The 21,215-nt window shown below is 43.4% G+C and carries 23 protein-coding genes; 15 read left to right on the top strand and 8 right to left on the bottom strand.

Annotated features, from left to right (window positions below):
- The first annotated feature begins 409 nt into the window (after nt 1-409).
- A complete protein-coding gene (locus AC4MC0_RS17065) occupies nt 410-676 on the top strand; it encodes a type II toxin-antitoxin system TacA family antitoxin (RefSeq protein ID WP_017396924.1) in 267 nt (88 codons plus the stop codon).
- Nucleotides 666-1,154, top strand: coding sequence for a GNAT family N-acetyltransferase (locus AC4MC0_RS17060; RefSeq protein ID WP_104426883.1), 489 nt, complete (start codon nt 666-668; stop codon nt 1,152-1,154). The genes AC4MC0_RS17065 and AC4MC0_RS17060 overlap by 11 nt, the downstream gene beginning before the upstream one ends.
- A 606-nt stretch (nt 1,155-1,760) precedes the next feature.
- On the opposite strand, the gene glmS is transcribed toward AC4MC0_RS17060, so the two are convergent.
- From glmS to ribBA, 7 genes are read right to left on the bottom strand one after another with little or no spacing between them, the layout of a single operon-like run.
- Nucleotides 1,761-3,599: a glutamine--fructose-6-phosphate transaminase (isomerizing) gene (gene glmS / locus AC4MC0_RS17055; protein WP_335998023.1), complete on the bottom strand. Its 1,839-nt coding sequence runs from the start codon at nt 3,597-3,599 to the stop codon at nt 1,761-1,763.
- Nucleotides 3,600-3,611: 12 nt separating this feature from the next.
- Nucleotides 3,612-4,976 (bottom strand): bifunctional UDP-N-acetylglucosamine diphosphorylase/glucosamine-1-phosphate N-acetyltransferase GlmU, encoded by a 1,365-nt coding sequence (gene glmU, locus AC4MC0_RS17050; protein WP_335998021.1) that lies wholly within the window; start codon nt 4,974-4,976, stop codon nt 3,612-3,614.
- Between the two features lie 20 nt (nt 4,977-4,996).
- A complete protein-coding gene (locus tag AC4MC0_RS17045; protein WP_335998019.1) occupies nt 4,997-5,518 on the bottom strand; it encodes a phosphatidylglycerophosphatase A family protein in 522 nt (173 codons plus the stop codon).
- Nucleotides 5,496-6,413 carry a thiamine-phosphate kinase gene (gene thiL / locus AC4MC0_RS17040; protein WP_335998016.1) on the bottom strand — a complete coding sequence of 306 codons (918 nt, stop codon included), beginning with the start codon at nt 6,411-6,413 and terminating at the stop codon, nt 5,496-5,498. The genes AC4MC0_RS17045 and thiL overlap by 23 nt, the downstream gene beginning before the upstream one ends.
- Nucleotides 6,414-6,425: 12 nt before the next feature.
- Nucleotides 6,426-6,881, bottom strand: coding sequence for a transcription antitermination factor NusB (gene nusB / locus AC4MC0_RS17035; protein ID WP_004983920.1), 456 nt, complete (start codon nt 6,879-6,881; stop codon nt 6,426-6,428).
- 4 nt (nt 6,882-6,885) lie between these two features.
- Nucleotides 6,886-7,356 (bottom strand): 6,7-dimethyl-8-ribityllumazine synthase, encoded by a 471-nt coding sequence (gene ribH / locus AC4MC0_RS17030; RefSeq protein ID WP_004684294.1) that lies wholly within the window; start codon nt 7,354-7,356, stop codon nt 6,886-6,888.
- 18 nt (nt 7,357-7,374) lie between these two features.
- Nucleotides 7,375-8,490: a bifunctional 3,4-dihydroxy-2-butanone-4-phosphate synthase/GTP cyclohydrolase II gene (ribBA, locus tag AC4MC0_RS17025; protein ID WP_004983924.1), complete on the bottom strand. Its 1,116-nt coding sequence runs from the start codon at nt 8,488-8,490 to the stop codon at nt 7,375-7,377.
- A gap of 519 nt (nt 8,491-9,009) precedes the next feature.
- Here ribBA and AC4MC0_RS17020 point away from each other — a divergent pair.
- A complete protein-coding gene (locus AC4MC0_RS17020; RefSeq protein WP_335998111.1) occupies nt 9,010-10,404 on the top strand; it encodes a methylenetetrahydrofolate reductase C-terminal domain-containing protein in 1,395 nt (464 codons plus the stop codon).
- 2 nt (nt 10,405-10,406) lie between these two features.
- On the opposite strand, the gene AC4MC0_RS17015 is transcribed toward AC4MC0_RS17020, so the two are convergent.
- Entirely contained in the window at nt 10,407-11,072 is a 666-nt protein-coding gene (locus AC4MC0_RS17015) for an epoxyqueuosine reductase QueH (protein WP_010325597.1), read from the bottom strand.
- A 376-nt stretch (nt 11,073-11,448) separates the two neighbouring features.
- Here AC4MC0_RS17015 and AC4MC0_RS17010 point away from each other — a divergent pair, with 376 nt between their 5' ends.
- The 12 genes from AC4MC0_RS17010 to AC4MC0_RS16955 all read left to right on the top strand — a co-directional run bounded on the left by AC4MC0_RS17010 (nt 11,449) and on the right by AC4MC0_RS16955 (nt 21,197).
- The gene (locus AC4MC0_RS17010) at nt 11,449-11,571 is read left to right on the top strand and encodes a hypothetical protein (RefSeq protein ID WP_004684300.1); all 123 of its coding nucleotides are present in this window, start codon (nt 11,449-11,451) and stop codon (nt 11,569-11,571) included.
- A 697-nt stretch (nt 11,572-12,268) separates the two neighbouring features.
- Complete coding sequence (locus AC4MC0_RS17005; RefSeq protein WP_004684302.1) at nt 12,269-13,186, top strand: LysR family transcriptional regulator; 918 nt, start codon at nt 12,269-12,271, stop codon at nt 13,184-13,186.
- A gap of 144 nt (nt 13,187-13,330) precedes the next feature.
- Complete coding sequence (locus AC4MC0_RS17000; protein ID WP_201707180.1) at nt 13,331-13,951, top strand: beta-ketoacyl synthase chain length factor; 621 nt, start codon at nt 13,331-13,333, stop codon at nt 13,949-13,951.
- A complete protein-coding gene (locus AC4MC0_RS16995) occupies nt 13,945-14,757 on the top strand; it encodes a lysophospholipid acyltransferase family protein (protein WP_335998009.1) in 813 nt (270 codons plus the stop codon). The genes AC4MC0_RS17000 and AC4MC0_RS16995 overlap by 7 nt, the downstream gene beginning before the upstream one ends.
- On the top strand, nt 14,741-15,001 hold the full coding sequence (locus AC4MC0_RS16990) for a phosphopantetheine-binding protein (protein WP_087013745.1): 261 nt from the start codon (nt 14,741-14,743) through the stop codon (nt 14,999-15,001). The genes AC4MC0_RS16995 and AC4MC0_RS16990 overlap by 17 nt, the downstream gene beginning before the upstream one ends.
- 9 nt (nt 15,002-15,010) lie before the next feature.
- Nucleotides 15,011-15,259 carry an acyl carrier protein gene (locus AC4MC0_RS16985; protein WP_004684310.1) on the top strand — a complete coding sequence of 83 codons (249 nt, stop codon included), beginning with the start codon at nt 15,011-15,013 and terminating at the stop codon, nt 15,257-15,259.
- Nucleotides 15,256-15,810 (top strand): COG4648 family protein, encoded by a 555-nt coding sequence (locus AC4MC0_RS16980; RefSeq protein ID WP_195728470.1) that lies wholly within the window; start codon nt 15,256-15,258, stop codon nt 15,808-15,810. The genes AC4MC0_RS16985 and AC4MC0_RS16980 overlap by 4 nt, the downstream gene beginning before the upstream one ends.
- 77 nt (nt 15,811-15,887) lie before the next feature.
- On the top strand, nt 15,888-17,549 hold the full coding sequence (locus AC4MC0_RS16975) for an ApeI family dehydratase (protein WP_335998002.1): 1,662 nt from the start codon (nt 15,888-15,890) through the stop codon (nt 17,547-17,549).
- Between the two features lie 14 nt (nt 17,550-17,563).
- Nucleotides 17,564-18,298, top strand: coding sequence for a glycosyltransferase family 2 protein (locus AC4MC0_RS16970; RefSeq protein ID WP_335998000.1), 735 nt, complete (start codon nt 17,564-17,566; stop codon nt 18,296-18,298).
- 17 nt (nt 18,299-18,315) lie between these two features.
- Nucleotides 18,316-19,230, top strand: a complete 915-nt coding sequence (locus AC4MC0_RS16965) for a lysophospholipid acyltransferase family protein (protein ID WP_335997998.1) — start codon at nt 18,316-18,318, stop codon at nt 19,228-19,230.
- A gap of 5 nt (nt 19,231-19,235) precedes the next feature.
- Nucleotides 19,236-20,768: an HAL/PAL/TAL family ammonia-lyase gene (locus tag AC4MC0_RS16960; RefSeq protein WP_335997997.1), complete on the top strand. Its 1,533-nt coding sequence runs from the start codon at nt 19,236-19,238 to the stop codon at nt 20,766-20,768.
- A gap of 9 nt (nt 20,769-20,777) precedes the next feature.
- The gene (locus AC4MC0_RS16955; RefSeq protein ID WP_078426098.1) at nt 20,778-21,197 is read left to right on the top strand and encodes an acyl-CoA thioesterase; all 420 of its coding nucleotides are present in this window, start codon (nt 20,778-20,780) and stop codon (nt 21,195-21,197) included.
- Nucleotides 21,198-21,215: the final 18 nt, after the last annotated feature.

Genomic DNA, 21,215 nt, shown 5'->3' with positions numbered 1-21,215 from the left:
GGTGGATAATTAATCATATCTGAATGGGGGTAATTTTGTATTTGGCAAAAACATACAAACTTAAATATATTTATATACAAACAAAATTTTATAATTTTTTATTTAATTATTCTTTTAATTCATTAACTTAATAATTAATCTGGTATTTTAGTACTCAATTAATGAGTTTAAAAAACGTTAATGATAGGCAAAAGTATTCAAATTACATCTTAGTAAACATCGTTGCATATTCTTATGTAAACCAACTGCATATTCATACTCAAACCCGACCATTCATTCTGGTTCATAGTAAAATGTTTATTTTCTATTCCAAATATTTTAGAACAAAATATGTAAATTTGAATCTTAAAGTACTACCTTAATCTGCTATAATTTGTACATCATTATGATGTACAAATTGGTGGAAAATATGGCTAACTTAGCAACAGAACGAATCAATGTTCGTTCAACCGTAGATGCAAAGATTGTAATTGAGCAAGCTGCGAATTTATTGGGTCTTAGTGTAAGTTCCTTTATGATCCAATCCTCATTTGAACGAGCAAAAGAATTACTTAAATCTAATCACGAGTTAAAAGTAAATAATGCTGATCGTGATATGTTAATGAATTTGCTTGAAAATCCGCGCCCTGCAAATGATGAGATGAAAAATTTAATGAGTTTATTGGATGAAAATTGAGGTTTTACAAGCCCATCATCAGAAAAAATCATTTAATTGTGGGCAAGATGATTTAAATAAGTTCATAAAACAATACGCATCCCAACATCAGAAATCAGGAACAAGTAAAACCTATGTTGCTATTGATGATGATGCACAGGTGAGGGGGTTTTATTGTCTATCAAGTACCTCTATAGGATTTGATGGGGTTGATGCTGTTCTCACTAAACGATTACCTCGTTATCCCTTACCTTGTGTGGTTGTGGGTCGCTTTGCCGTTGATCAAGCAGCACAGGGGCAAGGAGTTGGAAAAGTACTTTTAGCACATGCTCTTAAACAAGTTTCAAAAGTTGCTCAAATTATTGGTGTAAATTTTGTTGTAATACATGCTAAGGACCAAAAAGCTATGGAGTTTTATCAGCGGTTTGGCTTTATCTCATTAACATCCAATCCATTAACATTAATATATCCAGTGAATGAAATACCTCATTTTAAATAAGGTGGGCTGCTAGCTAGTAACAGGAATAGCTAATAGACTTATTCAGAGTTTGCACATAGTTCCTTATCCCTTATTTTGCTTTATGACCAAATACTGCGTCTAATTATGGTAATTTAATTAAGTTTGTTTTATTTTTGATCATAAGTTGTTGATATATATTATTCATTATTTTTTCAATTTTAAAATTAAGTTTGTATTAGAATTTGGTATCCTTAATTTTAGATGAAATTAAGTTTGTATTAAGTATCGGGTTCTTCCACTTTAAAATACGAATTCTTGCTCAGAAAGGTGAAGCATACTTTAAATAAAAATGAAATGTTTTCAAGATGAGGTCAAAAAGGGATGCTTTTTGAATCTAGGGTGAGATTTTTATATATCTATATTGTTGAATATATTAGTAATAATTTTATATTTCTGGTGTGATTCTAATTTGAATTTTTTTATATTAAAAACCCTGTAGACTTGGTGAAGAATCACTGGGTCTACAGGGTAGGGTTTCGTTCGTTTACTTCATTAATATCCAAACTTAAATAATTAAATCTAAACTTAATTATTTGATACAAACTTAATTATACGAACACAGATTCCCAGCCTTTATTTAAATAATTATTCTACAGTAACCGATTTAGCGAGGTTTCGAGGTTGGTCGACATCCGTACCACGAAGAACCGCAACATGATAAGACAACAGTTGTACAGGCACGCTATAAACAATTGGAGCCAATATTGGGCTAATGCTTGGTACATAAACTACATGCTGACGATCTTTGGCTTTAATGCCGCTATTTTCATCGGCAAAGACAAAGAGTTCACCACCACGGGCTTGAACCTCTTCCATATTCGATTTGAGTTTATCGAGCATGTCATCTTTCGGTGCGAGAATGACCACAGGCATGTCATTGTCGACTAAAGCGAGCGGACCATGTTTAAGTTCACCTGCGGCATAGCCTTCAGCATGGATATATGAAATCTCTTTGAGTTTCAATGCCCCTTCGAGTGCGATCGGGAAATTCGTGCCACGACCTAAGAATAAGCAGTGCTGCTTCTCTACGAAAAGTTCAGATAAACGTAAAATTTCAGGGTCATTACGTAAGGTATCTAAAATCACTTTGGGTGTATGCCAAAGTTCAGCCGTAATCTCCGCCACATGTTGTACAGAAATGCTATTTTTGATCGTACCGATTTTTAAGACCAATAACATGAGTGCCGCAAGCTGTGTGGTAAATGCTTTGGTGGATGCAACACCAATTTCAGGACCCGCCAGTGTAAGCAAGCTATGATTGGTCTCACGTACCATAGACGATGTTGCGACATTACAAATGGTCATGGTGGTAATGTCAGCACCTTTTGCTGCAGCACGCTTTTGGGTATCACGCAGTGCGGCTAAAGTGTCAGCGGTTTCACCAGACTGTGAAATGCAAACATAAAGCGTGTGATTGACAATGACAGGGCTGCGATAGCGGAATTCGCTCGCAATTTCTACTTGGCATGGTAGATCAATCAGTTGCTCAAACCAATATTTGGCAATCATGCCTGCGTGGTAGCTGGTCCCGCAGGCAATGATTTGGATTTGCTGAATTTTTTGGAAATCAACAACTGCATTGGCAAGAAAATCTTCACGCAGTGCATTGCCATCTAGGGCTTGAGAAATGGTTTGTTGAATTGCTTCAGGTTGCTCATAAATTTCTTTGAGCATGTAGTGCTTATATTCACCTTTAGATGCATTACTGACGGCGGCATCTAATTCTTTGATTGGGCGCTCGACCCGTTGACCAGCGACAAAAACTTCAATGCTATTGCGGGTTAAACGAGCAATATCACCTTCTTCAAGGTAAATAAAACGATTGGTAATCGGCAGTAAAGCCAATTGATCTGAACTGATAAAGTTTTCGCCAATGCCGACCCCAATGACCAAAGGTGAACCTTCACGCACAGTAATCAGTTCATCTGGATGGTCAGTATGTACGATACCCAGTGCATAAGCCCCTTTAAGCTGAGGCACGACTTGTTGCACAGCTTCCAGCAAGCTTGGAGTTGACTTTAAGGCATCCTTCACCAAGTGAGCGACCACTTCGGTATCGGTCTGTGAGGTAAATACATAGCCTAAAGCTTCAAGATCATCTTTGAGTTCTTGATAGTTTTCAATAATACCGTTATGGACTACAGCAACATCGCCTGAAATGTGCGGGTGTGCATTATCTTCAGTGGGTTTGCCATGGGTTGCCCAACGTGTATGTGCAATACCCAGAGAACCTAGAATACCCGATTGATTAACGGCTTCTTCTAAATTGGAAACTTTACCGACACGTCTTTCGCGTAAAACTTGGCCTTGATTGACCAGCGCTAAACCCGCAGAGTCATAGCCGCGATATTCAAGGCGCTTTAAACCTTCAATTAAAATATTGGTAATACTACGTTCTGCAACGCCACCGACAATACCGCACATAGTCTAATCCTCTTATTTCTTCATCTTTTGTGGACGTTGATAGTTTTCTTTTGCAACTTGCTTAGAGCGTTCTACCGCTAAACTATTCTCTGCAACATCACGGGTGATGGTTGAGCCAGCCCCGACAGTTGCGCCATTGCCAATGGTGACAGGTGCAACCAATGAGCTGTTGGAGCCAATAAATGCAGCATCACCAATGATGGTTTTAAATTTATTTGCACCATCATAATTGCAGGTAATGGTCCCAGCACCAATGTTCGAGCCTGTACCAATTTCAGCATCACCTAAATAGGTAAAGTGATTGGCTTTTGAGCCGAGGCCAATGCTGGTATTTTTGACTTCAACGAAGTTACCAATATGCACTTCAGCAGCCAGTTTTGCACCTGGGCGTAAACGAGCGAAAGGACCAATCTGCGCATCTTCACCGACCATAGCACTGTCAAAGATACTATAAGGCTGAACTTTGGTGCCTGCTGCGATCTTGGTGTTTTTGATGATACAACCTGCACCAATTTCTACATGGTCGCCGAATTCACATTCGCCTTCAACAATCACATTGATGTCGATGCGTACGTCTTGTCCAACGGTTAAACTTCCACGAAGGTCAAAGCGACTGGGGTCAATCAGATGGACACCTTGCTGCATCAGCTTTTTGGCTTGATCTGTTTGGAATTGACGCTCTAATGCGGCGAGCTGAATACGATCATTGACTCCTTCAACTTCGAAGGCTTGTTCAGGCTCAACCGATGCAACTTGCATCCCATCAGCTAAGGCCATTGCTACAATATCAGTCAGGTAGTATTCACCTTGCGCATTATTATTGCTTAAGCGTGGTAACCATTCGTGCAATTTGGCATTGCTGACACAGTAAATGCCTGTATTAATTTCTTTAATCTGATGCTGCTCTGTGGTCGCATCTTTATGTTCAACAATCGCTTGAATTTGACCATTCTCACGCACAATACGGCCATAACCAGTTGCATCGGCTAAAGTTAAAGTCACTAAGCCAATGCCTGTCTCGGCTGTCGCATTGAGTAATTTTTGTAGCGTGTTTTGAGAGATGCAAGGTACATCGCCTGATAAAATCAGTGAGCTGCCTTCCTGTGGAAGGACTGGGAGTGTCATTTGCACTGCATGACCTGTTCCGAGTTGCTCAGCTTGTTCCACCCATTCAATCTTTTCATGAGTAAATGTTTCTTGAACTCGTGCTCCGCCGTGCCCATAAATTGTAATAATATTGGCTGCATTTAATTTTTTTGCAGTGTCGATGACATGACCAAGTAAAGGACGTCCTGCAAGTGGTTGTAGTACTTTGGGTAAAGAAGAACGCATACGTGTTCCTTTACCTGCAGCAAGAATAATAACAGTCGTTGACATGTTCTAATCCTAAAAATGGCCTAAGCCACAGTGAAATAAAAATAAATCCAAATACAAAGTGCAGCCCAAAGTCCTGCAATCAGGTCGTCGAGCATAATACCAAAGCCACCTTCGACTTTTTGGTCAATGACACGAATCGGCCACGGTTTCCACACATCAAAAATACGAAATAAAATAAAACCCAGCAGCAGCCAGAGCCAATTCATTTGCCCTAAATACAGGACAGGCAAAAAGGTGATGGACTGGCCAGCAAACTCATCCCATACAATACGCCCATCATCATGGACGCCCATCACTTTGGCAGTATGCCCACAGATATAAATGCCAATTAGAGACATGAGGATGATGGCAATAATGGTGTTCGATAAGCCAATTGCAAGCCAAATCGGGACGAACAGCAGTGCGAATGCAGAACCAAACGTTCCTGGTGCTTTGGGTGCTAGCCCTGAGCCAAACCCTACACCACAAAATACGATGAAACGGTCATACCAAGACATCTGACGAAAGAGGATAGGGGGCTTATACAAAGTGTTGATATCCATTAAATTGCAAGGAATGGTCTAAGCCATTTTGTTGAAAACGCAGACCACTTTCGGCATCAATTTTTCCAATGACACAGATGCTGCTATGGTTTTGTTGTTGCAAAAGTTTTTCATAATTCTGCGGGCTTATTGTAAAGCATAATTCATAGTCATCGCCACCCGCCAAAGCATATTGCCATTGTTGTTCTCGTGTTAAATCTTGTAGCGTGGTGTTGATGGGCAATTGATCAAGCTGTAGGGTCGCGCCCACATGGGATGCTTTTAAAATATGACTTAAGTCTTGTGCTAAGCCATCTGACACATCAATCATACTGTGCGCCAAGCCTTTGAGCGCCTGACCCAGTTCACATCGTGGGGTGGGGTAGTCCAAACGTTGTTGGAGAGGGTGGCCTAAGTGTTGCAAGGCAAAAGCAGCATCACCGACCGTACCACTGACACAAATCAAATCACCCACTTGAGCGGCAGAGCGAGTGACGGCTTGACCGATATCGACCCAGCCCAGTGCAGTCACGGAAATAGTGAGATGTGGGCTTTGGGTGGTGTCTCCACCAATTAAACTCACGCCAAATTGATCACAGCAATCATATAAACCCTGACTAAAGCCTTTGAGCCAGTCATGATCAATTTGGGGTAAGCTCAAGGCTAATAAAATACTCTGAGGTTTCGCGCCCATTGCGGCGATATCAGATAAATTGACTGCGACAGATTTCCAGCCAATCGCATGGGGACTGGTATCAAGCGGAAAGTGACGTCCGGCAACCAAGGTATCGGCACAAATGACCAATTGTTGCTGTGGTGGTGGGGTGAGCAAGGCTGAGTCGTCACCGACGCCTAAATCGACAGAATGAGGACTCTTACGATTAAAATAGGTATCAATGATCGAAAACTCAGCCATACAACAAATCTACTACTGTGAGTTCGCTTGTTGCTTTTCTGCTGCACGTAAAGTTGTTGCTAAACGATCTAATACACCATTGATGTATTTATGGCTGTCTGCACCGCCAAAATGTTTAGCAAGCTCGATCGCTTCGTCTAAAACCACGCGATATGGAATTTCAAGGTGTTCCTTGAGTTCATATGCGCCTAAACGGAGGGTCGCAAGTTCAACGCCGTCAAGCGCAGAAACTTCGCGATCAAGCACAGGGATTAAGAGCGCATCCAATGCTTCATGATTGGCAACCACTTGGGTTAACAATTCATGATAATAGCTCAGATCCACTTTGTGCATGGCATTTTCCACACGTGTACGTGCTTCAATCTCATGGACTGGATTGTGGCTCATTTGCCATTCGTAAATTCCTTGTACAGCAAAGCGACGTGCTTTACGTTTTGCTGCATAAGTTGCTTGCAATGTTTGCGACATAGCGTTAAATAGCCTTTAACAAGTTAACCATTTCAATTGCAGTAAGAGCAGCTTCGCCGCCTTTATTACCTGCTTTTGTACCCGAGCGTTCAATCGCTTGTTCAATACTATCCGTAGTCAATACACCATTAATCACTGGAAGACCAGATTCTAGGCCAACCACGCCTAAACCTTTGGCACATTCACCTGCAACAAAGTCGAAGTGCGGTGTGCTACCACGAATCACAGCACCCAGTGCAATGATGGCATCGAAGCGTTCAGACGCCACTAATTTTTTAGCCACGACAGGAAGTTCCCACGCGCCTGGTGCATGAACAACAGTGATATTATCCTCTGATACACCATGACGTTTCAATGTATCAATTGCACCTTCTAATAGATGTTCGACAACAAAACTATTAAAACGACCCACTAAAATCGCATAACGGCCTTCGCTAGCGAGATGTAACATACCTTCAATACGGCGAATTGCCATAGCAACCTCGATGATTTTTTAAGTTGTTTGATGTGCGGTGATATATTCCACCACTTCTAAATTAAACCCAGAAAGTGCATTAAAGCGTAAAGGTGAGCTCAACAGCTTCATCTTTTCCACGCCTAAATCACGTAAAATTTGTGCGCCCACCCCAATGGTTTGGTACTGCTGAGATAAAGCAGCATTGGATTTGGTTGGTTTTGGTGCTGTAAGGCTGTCTAAGGCTGGGCCTAAGTCTTGTAAATGACGCTGACCAATCCAGACTAAAACACCACGATCGCTGCTTGCGATTTCTTGCAGGGCCTTGTCGAGATTCCATGCTGGCTCACCGTCTTTTTTGTTGAGCTTGAGCAGGTCGCGAACAGGGTTGAAACCATGGACACGAACGGTGGTTACACCTTCTTTTGGTTCGCCTTTCACCAAAGCCAAGTGAATATCTGGATTGCCTAATTCGCGGTAACGATATAAGTCAAATGTCCCATATTCGGTATCAATGCTTTGCTGATCAATACGTTCAACTGTTTGCTCGTTGGTCATACGGTAGTGAATCAGATCCGCGATGGTGCCAATTTTTAAACCATGCTTTTCAGCAAAAATTTCAAGATCGGCACGACGTGCCATCGTGCCATCTTCATTGATGATTTCACAGATGACCGATGCCGGCTCTAGACCTGCTAGGCGAGATAAATCACAACCTGCTTCGGTATGACCTGCACGGTGTAGAACACCACCAGGCTGCGCCATCAATGGGAAAATATGTCCGGGTTGAACGATATCTGATGGTTTGGCATGTGCCGCTACTGCCGTTTGAATGGTATGCGCACGTTCTGCAGGTGAAATCCCTGTAGAAATCCCTTCTGCCGCTTCAATGGAGAGCGTGAAGTTGGTGCCATGTTGTGCGCCATTGGCATCGACCATCAATGGAAGATTCAATTGTTTACAGCGATCACGGCTGAGCGTTAAACACACCAAACCACGTGCGTGGGTGATCATAAAGTTGATGTCTTCTGCGCGAACATGGGTCGCTGCGATAACTAAATCACCTTCATTCTCACGATCTTCGTCATCCATCAGGATGACCATTTTACCTGCACGGATATCTGCAACTAGCTCTTCAACGGTATTGAGCGGCATCAACCTTCACCTTCATCGTTGTCGCCATGGACGACATATCATTTGTTTTCATTGGCACATAGTTTAAGCTTTTTTCAGGCTTTTGCCTATGTGCGAATCATTTCCTTGAGTCGACCATTGTTATACACAGTCAGTCCCAGCTTGAAAAGATGCCTTTATTTTAAAAAGCAGAAATGTGCCTAGTCTTTAAGCGATTGAAAAGCATAAAAAAGAAAAATCTTATCGAAAATAAATCAATCAGCGTAGTAAATAAGGGGGCTAGACAAATGTTGTGCTGTGGGCGGCGTGTGGTTGAGCGTTGGAGTACCTTCTTTTTTGAATTTGACCATCAGGTTCAGTTTTAGCAGGGTACTGCAACTAATGAATCAGACCGGGGTGGATATTTGCGTTCACTCATCGGGTGGAGGATGAGTCAAAAAATATTGAATCTGCCGTAGTGAATAATCAGACGATTCGTCATCTATTTTTGATTTGTACTATAATTCTTTTTTTTTAATCCTCTGGATTATTTCTTCTGTGATGTCCCTACTTGCTCAATATTTTGCACAGCAACAATTTTGCGTATTGGTTGAACACTTAAGCTCGCACCAAGCCCAGTGGCCTGTGAAAACTCAATTTGCAGGTTTTCCTGCTGCTATGACTCTGGCTGATCGGGTGCATGCAGATGATGATGAAGCGCCTTTGCAAGTCGCCAAACAGTATCCACAAGAGATTGAAAAAGTCATTCACTTTTCGGGGAAGGCACGGGATATACAAGACTTTGAGCAGTTTTTGCAAGATGCAAAAACACAGGGTCAAAAGAACCTGTTGCTCTTAACGGGTGATAAATTAAAACAGCACCGCCATAGCCACGACCTAGAACCGCGGACACGTTATTTGGAGTCTGTGAATGCTGTCATGGAAGCCAAACGCCAAGGCAGTTTTCATATTGGTGTCGCGTTTAATCCGTTTAAATATGCGGAAGCGGAAAAAGAGGCGCAATATCTGAAACTGCATAAAAAGATGAAAGCAGGGGCGGATTATGTGATTACCCAATTGGGCTATGACATGGCTGCTTTACAGGATGCGCATGCATTTTTGGCGCGGTATCAGTATGCTCAGAAAATTTTAGCTTGCGTCATGCCACTGACCTTGGCACGGGCCAAGTTTATGCTGAAACATAAAGTGGCTGGTATAGTGATCACCCCGCATATGTTGCAGGTGTTGCAACAGGAAAAAGAACAGGGTTTAAGTGATGGCGTTTATGTGCGCTGCGCATTACAGATTCTAATGTGTCGACATTTGGGTTTTGCGGGGGTGCATTTATCGGCTTGCCATCAGCCTGAAGAACAAAGCTTACTGGAAAGCTATATTGAAGAATATCGGCACTTGAGTTTTGCTGAGTGTGAACGACTTTGGAATACGCTTTGGCAGGTGCAAACTGGTACAGAGTTTCATCCGAAGCTGGCTTATTATTCACGGCCTGCGACCTCAAGTCAGATTATCAAGTACCAACATCTGCATTTGATGCATGATGCTTTATTTGAATCTAAACTGGCCAAAGGCGTGGGGCGGTTTATTTTTAATTTTAATGTTTGGGATCGCTCGCGTGCCAATCAAGCACTACTGAAAACAGAACATTTGAGTAAGCATGCGGTGGTGGGCTGTGAAAGTTGTGGTCAATGCCGTTTAGGCGAGACCTTGTATATTTGCCCTGAAACTTGCCCCAAAGGCTTGGCCAATGGGCCCTGTGGTGGAACCAGCTTAGACCGCTGTGAATTTGGTGACCGTGAATGCATTCACTCAGTCAAAGCACGCTTAGCCAAAGCCGTTGGACAAACCAAGATATTAAAAGAAAAGCTGATTCCGACCGTGTCGATTGCGGTGCGTGGAACCAGCTCTTGGAAAAATTGGTATGTGGAGGCTGCTGGCTGAAATCAGCTGTCCTGATCCATGGCATTGGAATAGAACTTTTGTCCGAGTTTGATCCGTTCACGGCCTTGGCTCATGCGCCAACGGTTGCTATCCCGCAGTGAATACACGCAGCCACAGTACTCTTGTTGATAAAACTCTTCACGTTTGCTGATGTCCAGCATGCGTACCGCACCGCCATGCTTGCGCCAGTTGTAGTCCCAGTAGTGAATGCCTGCATAATGTGAAGCAGAACGGTGGCCGCACTCATTGATCTGCTGCATATTCTTCCAACGGGAAATACCGAGAGAGCTGCTGATCAGGCTAAAGCCATGTTCTGCCGCATATAACGCTGTCCGTTCAAACCGCATATCAAAACACATGGTGCAACGGATCCCTTTCTCTGGCTCATTTTCCATACCTTTAGCACGTGCAAACCAGTTGTCTGTGTCGTAATCACAGTCAATAAATGGAATGTGATGTTTTTCTGCAAAGCGAATATTTTCTTCTTTGCGAATCAGATATTCCTTTACAGGGTGAATGTTGGGGTTATAGAAAAAGATAGAAAAATCGATACCTGATTCAATCAGGGTTTCCATGACTTCACCTGAGCAAGGTGCACAGCAGGAATGCAAGAGCAGTTTGTCATGACCTGTGGGGAGGCTAAGTTTCTGGCGTTCGAGCTTCGACATATTGAATGATTTTTATCTATTTAAACCTGACAGTTTAAAACGTCTAACGAGCGGATTAGCGGCGATTGGATGAAGAATTCTCAGGATGAGCTGATGAATTTTCATGATTAAAATCGACTTTGGTAGATGATAAAGAGCTGTTTTGAGTGCTGTAGATGAGTAGAGAGAGAACATTTGAGAGGCCCAAACTTGCATAATGGAGCGAGATTCGTCATCATTTACACAAAGGGTGTTTAACAGTTGTGTTAGATAGGTATTCGTTGAAGGCGGGCCACTTCAACAGCATGAAAGAGAGTATCTAGCTGTGCTTCATTTTTTTACTACGCCTTCCAATAAGGAATTGGAGTGTCGTCATAATTTTCAGTATGAGACCGATATGCGTTTGATCCAACGCTGTAAATTTCTTGAAGATCAAGATGAGAAAAAAGCCATTCAACATCTTTTAAAAGAACGGGGTTATACCAAAGCTGAGATTTTAAAGCTCACCATTGATGGTTAAATCTAAGATTTAAAAAAAGCTTCCTAGTCGGAAGCTTTTTTGTTTTTACATGTTCTATTTGGCTTCTGACCAGTTTGAGAGACAAGTGACTTTGGCTCGATATTTACAAAATGCTTCACGTGGAACATAAAAAAGCCCGAAGACTAGGGTTATGAGAAGTTTTACTCGTCAGAACGTTATGCTTTTTCAGCGCTTTAGCCTGCTCAATTTGGATAGAAGATCAGAATCATCAGTTCTCAATATTTGAACTGAATTTAACTCAGGTACAAGAGCATGCTGCTTGCTGTCAAATGATTTCGCTATATCAAAGTAGAGATATCACAAGAGTTCGATGCATAGCCACGAGTTAAATAGGACAGTTGGTGGGCTGGATTCAGTCGTTGTACCTCTCAAAAACTGAAGGAATCCCGCTTCAACCTAGGAATAACCAAGAGATAGTCTTAAAAAGTCATCCATAGTTATAAAAGAAAGCCTTACTTCCATTGGCGCTCATGCACGGATCATGAGTATTATGAATTTGAATGTTTAAATTTTTCACTCTCTGTAAATGGGGCGAGTATTTCCGTTGCAAACCATAGATATTAAAATGAAACAAACTAATTAATTTTAAATTAAGGTGAGAAAAAATAATTAAACGTGGCTTTTATCGGTTAAGCTATACCGTATTCATCAAGATTAAAAAATTGGGCCGCGCCAGATGTTAGAACTCCGCCATTTAAAAACCTTAACCGCTTTAAGAGAGCATGGCTCATTGGTGGCTGCTGCAGGAGACCTATGCTTAACGCCTTCAGCTTTGTCGCATCAGTTGCGTGAGTTAGACCAGTGGTTTGGGGTGGAGGTGGTGAACCGTCGTAGCCGTCCCGTTAGCTTTTCTAATGTGGGACAGCGTTTATTAAAACTGGCTGATGAAGTATTGCCGCAGGTACAAATTGCACAAAGCGACATCACCCGTATTGTGCATGGTCAAACTGGACGTATTACTTTTTCCTCAGAGTGTCATAGCTGTTTCGATTGGTTAATGCCGTTGTTAAATCAATATCGCCAACAGTATCCCGATGTTGATCTGGACTTCGCTTCAGGTTTTGAGGCCAATCCGCATGAGTTATTGCAGACAGGTGAATTTGATTTATTGATTACGGCCGACCCGATTGCGTTAAAAGGGGTGGAGTATTTCCCGATTTTTGAGTATGAATCGCGTTTGGTTTTATCCAATACCCACCCTTTGGTTCGTGCCAAAGACATTACCGTGCAAGAACTTGCAGAAGAAACCTTGGTGACCTATCCAGTAGATAAGCACCGTTTAGATATTATGTCGCGTCTGTTTATTCCAGCCAATATTCTGCCGAAGCAGATCCGCACCACCGACCTCACCCAAATGTTGATTCAGCTGGTGGCCAGTGGGCGTGGTATTGGGGCATTACCCGATTGGGTGGTGAACGAATATGAACAAAAGGGTTGGGTGACTTCGCGTCGTTTGGACTGCGTAGCGCCTGAAGGTTTGCGTCGTACTCTTTATGCAGGCTATCGTACTGAGGAAAAAGAGAAGGATTATTTCGAAGGCTTTTTAAAACAACTGGATAAATTTGCCAAGAAAAGAACGCAATATTACATCTAGTTGCTCTTGTTTTAAGGAGGAGGATCAGTGTTGCTGCATCCTCCTTTTTTGAACCCGTCAGCGCTTGTTATTTTTTGTGAAAAATGTGGCTCAGTGCTATAATTGCGCGCCTGATAATTTATCAACTTTTAAACACTGATCATGATGATGCAACTCCACGTATCCCGCTTGAATATGAGCTTGGTTGATCAAGAATTATCAGCTATAGAGCGCATTCCTGCGATGCAACGCCGACGCTTATCGCGTTTGGCAAAGCTGGCTTTGAATAGCGCAATGCAGACTTTAGCCACCCAGCATGCCGATTATATTGTTTGGGTGTCGCAATATGGCGATGAAGCAAAAACCCTGAATATTTTGGCAGATGTGTTAAGCGAGCAAACCCCTTCACCGACTCAATTTTCAACGTCGGTGCATAATGCTATTTCAGGTTTATATTCTATTTTATGTCAGGATGCGACACCTGCGACCAGTTTGGCGGGTTCGTGGAATGATGGACTGATTGAAGCCTATGCGTGGCTAAAAACAAGGCCAGAAGCTCGTCAGGTTTTGCTGGTGTATTATGATGAAGCCTTGCCAGACATTTATGCCGAGCATCAGCCATTTGCTGCTTTTGCGATGGCAGCGATGATTTCATTAGCGCCTGCCAACTTGATGTTGACGCCAAAGCATACGGATGCAACGCCAGCCTATCAGCAGGCTTTAGCATTTAATACGTTTTGGACTAATCCTGAGCAAACTGAATCAGAAGCGTGGACGAAATGCTGAAATTAAATCGGATCAAGCAACAAGCCAACTATGTTTGGCGCGTTGGGGCGACAGGATTTAGCTTTGCCAGCTTTGGCTTGGGCGGTGTGGCAATTGGTGGTTTGATTGCACCTCTGGTTAAGCTGAGCTCAGCCGACCTTGAGCTTCGCAAGCAGCGTACTCAAAAGGTGATTAAGCACAGTTTTAAAGGTTTCACCGAAATGATGGTGAAACTGGGCATCATGACCTATACGGTTGAAGGTTTAGACAAACTACAGCACAGCCAGCAGGAGTTGGTGATTGCCAATCATCCGACACTGATTGACGTGGTGGTTTTAATTGGTTTAATGGAACAAGCAAACTGCGTGGTCAAGCAGGCGCTGTGGTCGAATCCATTTACCAAAGGCCCTGTGCAAAGTGCGGGTTATATTTTAAATGCAGGTTCTGAACAGTTTATTCAGGACTGTGTACACAAATTACAGCAGGATCATGCAGCGTCCTTGTTGATCTTTCCTGAAGGGACGCGGACAGCAAAAGGTGAGCAACTGAATGATTTTCAGCGTGGTGCGGCCAATATTGCTTTGCGTGCAGGTGTACCAATTCGCCCCGTGCTGATTAGCTGCACGCCATCGACCCTGACTAAAAATGAAAAGTGGTATCACATTCCAGAACAGCCTTTTCATATCCATGTGAAAGTGTTGGATGCGATCCGAGTGGAAGACGTATTGGATGATGTAACGGTCAATCCCAAAAATGTGCGTCAGTTAAATCAACAATTACAATGGTTTTTTAACCAAGAGTTATCCCTAAATGAGCAATCTTGCTGATGAATTAAAGCAAATGATTATTGATGTCCTCGCCCTTGAAGACATCCGTATTGAAGACATTGATACAGACGCACCTTTGTTTGGTGATGGTCTGGGTTTGGACTCGATTGATGCTTTAGAATTGGGTTTGGCATTGAAAAAGCGCTATGGCATTCATCTAAATGCAGAATCTTCAGAAACCAAAGAACATTTTAAATCAATTCAAAGCTTAGTGGCTTTGGTTGAAGCACAGAAAACAGCATAAGAGGTTGCTATGCTTGCACAAGAAACCGTGTTAGAAAAATTACGTGAGTGGATGGAAGAGCTGTTTGAAATTGCGCCTGAAGATGTGCAGTTAGAATCAAACCTAGCTTCAGACCTCGATGTCGACAGTATTGATGCCATTGATTTGGTCGTAAAAATTAAAGAGCTGACAGGTAAACAAGTTAATCCTGAAGACTTTAAAAATGTACGTACCGTACAAGATGTGGTGCTCGTGATTCAGAATATGTCTGCTGCATGAACAACATCTTAAAAGGGATAGTAGGGGTCGGATTGATCCTCTATCCTTTTTTTGTGGCTTATGCTTTGGCGCATGGACAGTATGTCTGGGTCAGTGCGGTATTGATTGCACTGGGCACCCTGCGTCTATTGAGTAAGGGCAATGCCTTGCTGTGGCCATTGACGGGTTTTGCCATTTTATGTGGCGGGCTGAGTTTGATTTTAAAAGATCATGCATGGCTTAAACTCTATCCTGTCTTTATGAGTCTCGGGGCGTTGTTTATATTTGCCAGCACCTTGATTCGACCGCCTTCGATGATTGAACGTTTTGCACGTTTGGTAGAGCCTAATTTGCCCGAAGAAGGGGTAGAATGGACCCGTCAAGTGACCAAAGTTTGGTGTGGGTTTTTCTGCATCAATGCGGTCATTGCCCTGATCACCGTTTTTTTCGCACCAATGAAGATTTGGGTGCTGTATAACGGCTTGATCTCTTATGTCTTGATGGGTGGACTGTTACTGGGTGAGTTTGTGTTGCGCAAACGCCAGCAGCGACTGCATCAGGCACAGAAATAACAGCATTTCCGTCAGGGCAGCTGAAACAGTGGCCTCGAACTATAGCGATTAGAAATACGGTTTTAAAAACAAATTTTATGTCTTGTCATTTTCAACACCATCTCCATTCATTGCGTCCCTTGTGTATTCAGGTGGACTCAAGTTTTATTTCCTTTCACACTTTTTGGTTGGATGTGGCTGAACAGGCTGCGCAAATTCAGCCGTTGGAACAGCCTGTATGGGCGCTTTGGCAAGAAGACAGTTATGAGTTTTTAGTATTGTTGTTTGCGGCGTTGCAAGCAGGTAAGCAAGTGCTGTTGCCGCCGCATCGGGTCAGCGACTTAGAAAAAGAATTGGCTGGGCAGCAGATTTATTTTTTAAAACGTTTGCCGTCGACAGTAGCGCCAACCTTCGAGCTTCAATTTGATGCCGCCTTTTTCAATCAGGCCCAGCTGTATTTTTATACTTCGGGCTCAACTGGGCAGCCGAAAAAGATTCCGCGCACCTTGCAACAGTTGTTCAATGAAGTCTGCGGTTTAGAGGCCAGTTTTGACTTGCCTGAGCAGGCGGTCGCGATTGCTACGGTGAGCCATCAGCATATTTATGGTTTATTGTTTAAGTTGTTGTGGCCCTTAGCCAGTGGGCGCAGTTTCTACCAAAAACAACTGGCTTTCCCTGAAGATGTGGTCGATCTTCAAAAAAAAATTGCCCATGTGCAGCTGCCCAATTATGTGATTTCCAGTCCTGCTTTGTTGAAGCGCTGGACTACAGATGTGGTATTGCAAGACTGCCATAGGGTCTATTCCTCTGGCGGGAAGTTGGATGCAGGCGTGCGTCCTTTGCTGAACCGTCCGATTACTGAAGTGTTTGGCAGTTCTGAAACAGGCGGGATCGCCCACCGTCAGGCAGATGATGCGCTATGGACCCCCTTTGCCAATGTCGCAATTCAGTGCGCCGAGCAACAAGAGTTAGCCGTTAAAACCAACCATGCCTTTAGCACAGATTGGATTTTAACTGGGGATAAAGTGCAGGTTGCAGATGTACAGAATCCCAAAAGTCCATTTCAGTTATTGGGGCGTTTGGACCGCATTGTCAAACTCGAAGAAAAGCGTTTAAGTCTCGATGCGATTGAAGCAAAACTCGCTGAGTTGGCTGAAATACAACAATGTCATGTCTTAATTCATGAAAAAGAACAGCGCCAGATTTTAGCGGTGGTGGCAGTGTTGACTGAGGATGCTCGTGTACTGCTCATTGAAAAGGGCAAAGCCGCCTTTACCGCACAACTGAAAAAACAATTGCAACAAAAACTGGAAAGTATCGCGATTCCGCGGCAGTGGCGGTTCTTAACGCAAATGCCACAAAATGCACAATCGAAGCTGAATCAACAGTATTTAAAATCACTCTTTCAACCGATGAGCTTGCCTGTGGTATTGACGCAGCAATCTCAGGATGCACAGATCAGTTATGCTTTGGAATTTATTCCTGAGCTGGAGTGCTTTAAAGGACATTTCCCAAACTTCCCGATTTATCCAGGCGTAGGGCAAATTGGTTTTATCCAGCATTTTGCCAAACAAAACTGGGCGGATTTACTGTGGTGCAATGGTTTTGAGCAGTTAAAATTTCAAGGACTGATTCAACACTATCAAACGGTGGAACTGGTGCTTAGCCGTAAAGCGCATAAGGTCAGTTTTGAGCTGAAAAATCATGACAAAATATTGGCATCAGGACGTTTGCTGTTTGCTGTCCCTTCAGACGTTTAAGCCGAGAGAGAAAAATGAAACACTGCTTTGTGATTCCTGTGTATAACCATCCGCATTATTTGGCTGCGTTACTGTCACATTTAAGCGTTTTCGAGTTACCCATCATTATGGTGAACGATGGCAGTGATGCCGCTTGTACAGCAGTGTTATATCAGCTCGCGCAGGATTACCCAATGGTCGATTTGGTTGAACATACCCATAATCAAGGTAAGGGACAAGCAGTGATCACAGGTCTTAAACATGCCTTTGAATGTGGTTATAGCCATGCTTTGCAACTGGATGCTGATGGACAACATGACTGGCCGGATGTGCAACGCTTTTTAGACACCTCTATCCAGCACCCCGAAGCCATGATTATTGGTCAGCCGATCTTTGATGCGACTGTTCCAAAAAAACGTCTCTATGGCCGTTATGCAACACATATTTGGGTGTGGATTAACAGCCTATCTTTTGACATTAAAGACAGCATGTGTGGCTTTCGGGTTTATCCTTTGGCGCAGACGGTGAACATTCTAAACACAGCTAAGTTTCAACCGCGGATGGGCTTTGATTCAGAAATTTTGGTACGTTTGAAATGGGACAATGTGCGGTTTATCAATCTGCCTACGCATGTGATTTACCCTGAAGGCGGCATTTCACATTTCGATGTTTGGCGGGACAATTTGGGCATGGCGCGTGCGCATAGCCGCTTATTGGGTGGCATGCTGCTGCGGTTCCCCAAGCTGATTTATCAGAAAGTCAAAAGCTAAGGCGGTCAGAGAAGCATATGCAGAAATGGAGCGCCGTAAAAGAGCGCGGCGGGATGTTACCGCTGATGCTGATGCTGGGTTTCTACCGTTTGGGTGGGCGCTGGCTGTGCCGAGTCATCTTGTACTTTGTGATTTTATGGTACTGGCTCTTTTCCAATACCGCGCGTCAGGCTTCACTGTTGTACTTAAAAAAACTGCATCATTTTGCAGGTGTACAGTCCCCGTTTCAGGCTGAGCCGCAGCTTTGGCACAGCTATACGCATTTAATGCAATTTGGCGAATGTATTTTAGATAAAATTGAAGGTTGGCTCGGACATATTCCTGAGCAGAACTTAAAGCTACAGGGTCATGCGCACTTTCGCTCGCACTATCAAAAAGGTGCGGTGATAGTGGTGTCGCACTTTGGCAATATTGAATTACTGCGTGCAATTAAAGCTGAGCATTCGCAGAAAATTAATGTGTTGGTGTATCAGAAACATGCCACCAAGTTCAATGAATTTTTAAAAAAACTGAATGAACATGCCGATGTTAATTTGGTTTCGGTGGATGAGTTGGGAATAGAAACAGCACTAATTTTGCAGGATAAATTGGATCAGGGTGAATGGGTGATTGTGGCAGCAGATCGCGTACCTGTGCAGTCGGATCGGGTACAAACAGTTGCTTTTTTAGGCGAGCAAGCGCTGTGGCCGCAAGGCGCTTGGATTCTGGCCAGTTTATTAAAAGCCCCAGTGTTGGCGGTGTTTTGCTATCGGGTCAATACGCATTTTGAAGTGCATATTCATCAAGTTGCGGAGCAGTTGAACTGGCCGCGTAAAGAGCGTTTACAGGCTATGCAACAGACCACACGACAGTATGTAGCCTTGTTGGAACAGCATTGCATACGCGCGCCCTATCAATGGTTTAATTTTTATAATTTTTGGAATAAAGGATAAGTCTTGTGTTAATTGTTGGGGAAATTCCGCTCAGTATTGAAGATGTTGTAGCTGTAGCGCGTAAAGAAAAACAGGTGGCATTGCCTGCATCTGCTGAATGGGTAGCATTGATTCAACGTGGCGCAGATTTCCTTGATCAGTTGTTGCAAGACGAAGGCGTCATTTATGGCGTGACCACGGGTTATGGCGACTCGTGCTTGGTTGAAATTCCAGCCCACCAAGTGCATGAGCTACCGCTACATTTGTCGCGTTTTCATGGTTGTGGCATGGGACAAAACTTAGACTTAATTACGGCACGAGCTGTGGTGGTGGTACGTTTATGTTCTTTGGCGCGTGGCTATTCGGGTGTTTCACATGCCTTGTTGCAGCGTTTGGTCTGGATGTTGAATGAAGATGTGATTCCGGTGATTCCATCGGAGGGTTCGGTGGGTGCCAGTGGGGATTTGACGCCTTTGTCTTATATCGCTGGGGCCTTAGTCGGAGAGCGCGATGTGTACTATCAAGGCCAGATCGTGCCGATTGCACAAGTGTATGCAGAAAAAGGCTTGCAGCCTTTGGTGATGCGTCCTAAAGAAGGTTTGGCCCTGATGAATGGTACAGCGGTCATGACAGCCATTGCCTGCCTGAATTATAAAAAAGCCGAACAGATTTCTTTTGCCAGTACTTTAATTACCGCACTGAATGTTTTGGCTTTAGAGGGCAATCCAAGTCATTTTGATGAAGTCCTGTTTGCACAAAAACCACATCCGGGACAGCAACATATTGCAGCCCAATTACGCGACTGGTTGAATAGTGAAGTACAAACCGAACACCAAAGTTCACGCCTGCAAGACCGTTATTCACTACGCTGTGCACCGCATGTGATTGGGGTGTTTGAAGACTCTAAATTGTGGCTGCGTCAGTTTATTGAAAATGAGCTAAATTCAAGCAATGACAATCCATTGATTGACCCGGTGAACCTGCGGGTACTGCATGGTGGACATTTCTATGGTGGACATATTGCCCAAGCCATGGACAGCCTGAAAATTATGATTGCCAATATTGCTGACCTGATGGATCGTCAGTTGGCACAGTTGGTGGACTATAAAATGAACAATGGTTTGCCACGCAATTTAACGGGTTCTAGTCCTGAGCGCTTGCCGTTGAATCATGGTTTTAAAGCGGTGCAAATCGCGGTTTCAGCGTGGACGGCAGAAGCCTTAAAACAGACACTTGCTGCATCGATTTTCTCACGCTCAACCGAATGTCATAATCAAGACAAAGTCAGTATGGGCACTATTGCCGCGCGTGATGCTAGCCGTATCATTACCTTAACCGAGCAAGTGATTGCAGCACTCAGTTGTGCAGCGGTTCAGGCGGTTAAACTCAAAGATGTAGATACAGAACTCAGCCCTGTTTTAACAGCATTTCAACACTGGGTGCTTCAGAGTTTCACCTATGTAGAGGAAGATCGTCCTTTGCAACATGAGCTTCAGGCGCTGGTTAATCGCTTTGAGCATTTAGAACTGTTAGACAGCATTGCTGTTCAATATTCATAGGAAATGAGCATGCATGCTGATGTAATGATTGAAGTGCCTTTCCATGATGTCGATACCATGAATGTGGTGTGGCACGGGCATTATTTAAAATATTTTGAAATTGCGCGCTGCAAACTGCTGGATCAATTTCATTACAACTATAATCAAATGCGCGACTCGGGCTACGCATGGCCTGTGATTGAAAGTCATGTCCGTTATGTACAAGGCATCGAGTTTGAACAAAAAATTCGCGTGCGTGCCATTTTAAAAGAATGGGAAAACCGTTTGAAAATTGAATATCTGATTTTCGATGCGGTTTCGGACAGAAAGTTGACCAAGGGTTATACCTCACAAGTGGCGGTACACATTGAAAAACGTGAAATGTGCTTCCAGTCGCCACAGGTGTTGCTGGACTGTTTAAATGCATGGCCTGAATTTAAAGCGGAGTAATGCAAGCATGATTCGATA

The sequence above is a fragment of the Acinetobacter sp. CAU_H_S139_7 genome (assembly GCF_058599305.1).
The sequence above is the reverse complement of the archived record's forward strand: the minus strand, read 5'-3'. Positions and strand labels throughout refer to the sequence as shown.